This window comes from Rheinheimera baltica, assembly GCF_030731985.1.
Classification (GTDB): Bacteria; Pseudomonadota; Gammaproteobacteria; order Enterobacterales; family Alteromonadaceae; genus Alishewanella; species Alishewanella baltica.
Map to the genome: position 1 here is coordinate 1 of NZ_JAPJDY010000018.1, position 3,439 is coordinate 3,439.

Sequence of the window (3,439 nt, forward strand, 5' to 3'; positions counted from 1 at the left end):
CATATTCTTGACGTTACTCGCAGAAGAAGCACCGGCTAACTCCGTGCCAGCAGCCGCGGTAATACGGAGGGTGCAAGCGTTAATCGGAATTACTGGGCGTAAAGCGCACGTAGGCGGTTTGTTAAGTTGGATGTGAAAGCCCCGGGCTCAACCTGGGAATTGCATTCAAAACTGGCAAACTAGAGTATGTGAGAGGGGGGTAGAATTCCAAGTGTAGCGGTGAAATGCGTAGAGATTTGGAGGAATACCAGTGGCGAAGGCGGCCCCCTGGCACAATACTGACGCTCAGGTGCGAAAGCGTGGGGAGCAAACAGGATTAGATACCCTGGTAGTCCACGCCGTAAACGATGTCTACTAGCTGTTCGTGGTCTTGTACCGTGAGTAGCGCAGCTAACGCACTAAGTAGACCGCCTGGGGAGTACGGTCGCAAGATTAAAACTCAAATGAATTGACGGGGGCCCGCACAAGCGGTGGAGCATGTGGTTTAATTCGACGCAACGCGAAGAACCTTACCTACTCTTGACATCTACGGAAGAACGCAGAGATGTGTTTGTGCCTTCGGGAACCGTAAGACAGGTGCTGCATGGCTGTCGTCAGCTCGTGTTGTGAAATGTTGGGTTAAGTCCCGCAACGAGCGCAACCCTTATCCTTAGTTGCCAGCACGTAATGGTGGGAACTCTAGGGAGACTGCCGGTGATAAACCGGAGGAAGGTGGGGACGACGTCAAGTCATCATGGCCCTTACGAGTAGGGCTACACACGTGCTACAATGGTATGTACAGAGGGAGGCAAGCTGGCGACAGTGAGCGGATCTCTTAAAGCATATCGTAGTCCGGATCGCAGTCTGCAACTCGACTGCGTGAAGTCGGAATCGCTAGTAATCGCAAATCAGAATGTTGCGGTGAATACGTTCCCGGGCCTTGTACACACCGCCCGTCACACCATGGGAGTGGGTTGCAAAAGAAGTAGGTAGCTTAACCTTCGGGAGGGCGCTTACCACTTTGTGATTCATGACTGGGGTGAAGTCGTAACAAGGTAACCGTAGGGGAACCTGCGGTTGGATCACCTCCTTACCTAAAGTGAATTGAAGTTATAAGTGTTCACACAGATGATTGATTGCATGAGATAGAGCACACGTACAGATGGGTCTGTAGCTCAGGTGGTTAGAGCGCACCCCTGATAAGGGTGAGGTCGGTAGTTCGAGTCTACTCAGACCCACCAATATAAATGGGGTTATAGCTCAGCTGGGAGAGCGCCTGCCTTGCACGCAGGAGGTCAGCGGTTCGATCCCGCTTAACTCCACCACTTCCTTACGATGTTCTAAAAAATTCAAATGAAATGCTTCTTGTAAGAGCCATTTCATTTGAGTTTAATCTCAAACTGCTCTTTAACAATTTGGCAAGCTGATAGTAGTAAAAAAACAAGGTAACAATATTTATTTGTGAACCTTAAACACACTGTACATCTCAAGACATCTTGGGGTTGTATGGTTAAGTGAATAAGCGTACACGGTGGATGCCTTGGCAGTCAGAGGCGATGAAGGACGTACTAACCTGCGAAAAGCTGTGGGAAGCCGGTAAGAGGCGTTAGACCCGCAGATGTCCGAATGGGGAAACCCAGTGAGTTTACTCACTATCCCAACATGAATACATAGTGTTGGGAGGCAAACCGGGAGAACTGAAACATCTAAGTACCCCGAGGAAAAGAAATCAACCGAGATTCCGTTAGTAGCGGCGAGCGAACGCGGAGTAGCCCTTAAGCTAAATTAGTGTTAGTGGAATATTCTGGAAAGGGTAGCGATACAGGGTGATAGCCCCGTACACGACAATGCTTTTATAGTGAAAACGAGTAGGACGGGACACGTGGTATCCTGTTTGAACATGGGGGGACCATCCTCCAAGGCTAAATACTCCTGACTGACCGATAGTGAACCAGTACCGTGAGGGAAAGGCGAAAAGAACCCCTGTAAGGGGAGTGAAATAGAACCTGAAACCGTGTACGTACAAGCAGTGGGAGCACCTTCGTGGTGTGACTGCGTACCTTTTGTATAATGGGTCAGCGACTTACATTCTGTAGCGAGGTTAACCGAATAGGGGAGCCGTAGGGAAACCGAGTCTTAACTGGGCGAATAGTTGCAGGGTGTAGACCCGAAACCGGGCGATCTATCCATGAGCAGGTTGAAGGTTGGGTAACACTAACTGGAGGACCGAACCCACATCTGTTGAAAAAGATGGGGATGACTTGTGGATCGGAGTGAAAGGCTAATCAAGCTCGGAGATATCTGGTTCTCCTCGAAAGCTATTTAGGTAGCGCCTCGAGCGAATACCATTGGGGGTAGAGCACTGTTTGGGCTAGGGGGTCATCCCGACTTACCAACCCCATGCAAACTCCGAATACCAATGAGTACTACTCGGGAGACACACGGCGGGTGCTAACGTCCGTCGTGAAAAGGGAAACAACCCAGACCGCCAGCTAAGGTCCCAAAGTAATGATTAAGTGGAAAACGATGTGGGAAGGCATAGACAGCTAGGAGGTTGGCTTAGAAGCAGCCACCCTTTAAAGAAAGCGTAATAGCTCACTAGTCGAGTCGGCCTGCGCGGAAGATGTAACGGGGCTAAATCATTCACCGAAGCTGCGGACTTGTGCTTGCACAAGTGGTAGAGGAGCGTTCTGTAAGCCTGTGAAGGTGACCCGGGAGGGTTGCTGGAGGTATCAGAAGTGCGAATGCTGACATGAGTAACGATAAGGGGAGTGAAAAACTTCCCCGCCGAAAGACCAAGGGTTCCTATCCCATGCTAATCAGGGTAGGGTGAGTCGACCCCTAAGGCGAGGCTGAAAGGCGTAGTCGATGGGAAACAGGTTAATATTCCTGTACCGACCAATACTGCGATGGGGGGACGGAGAAAGCTAGGCAAGCGCGGCGTTGGTAGTCCGCGTGAAAGTACGTAGGCAGAGAGATTAGGTAAATCCGGTTTCTTATATGCTGAGATACGAGACGAGTCACTACGGTGACGAAGTTGCTAACGCTATGCTTCCAGGAAAAGCCTCTAAGCTTCAGGTATTGGAGATCGTACCCTAAACCGACACAGGTGGTCAGGTAGAGCATACCAAGGCGCTTGAGAGAACTCGGCTGAAGGAACTAGGCAAAATAGTACCGTAACTTCGGGAGAAGGTACGCTCTTTGCTGTGAAGGACTTGCTCCGTAAGCAGCGAAGAGTCGCAGTGACCAGCTGGCTGCAACTGTTTATTAAAAACACAGCACTCTGCAAACTCGTAAGAGGACGTATAGGGTGTGACACCTGCCCGGTGCCGGAAGGTTAATTGATGGGGTTAGCGCAAGCGAAGCTCTTGATCGAAGCCCCGGTAAACGGCGGCCGTAACTATAACGGTCCTAAGGTAGCGAAATTCCTTGTCGGGTAAGTTCCGACCTGCACGAATGG

The 3,439-nt window shown here is 50.5% G+C and carries 2 tRNA genes and 2 rRNA genes; all 4 read left to right on the plus strand.

The features are described from left to right. A 16S ribosomal RNA gene (locus ORJ00_RS18845) occupies nucleotides 1-1,072 on the plus strand; the annotation flags it as partial. 71 nt (nucleotides 1,073-1,143) lie between these two features. Then, a tRNA-Ile gene (locus ORJ00_RS18850) sits at nucleotides 1,144-1,220 on the plus strand. 8 nt (nucleotides 1,221-1,228) lie between these two features. Next, nucleotides 1,229-1,304 (plus strand) — tRNA-Ala (locus ORJ00_RS18855). 183 nt (nucleotides 1,305-1,487) lie between these two features. After that, a 23S ribosomal RNA gene (locus tag ORJ00_RS18860) occupies nucleotides 1,488-3,439 on the plus strand; the annotation flags it as partial.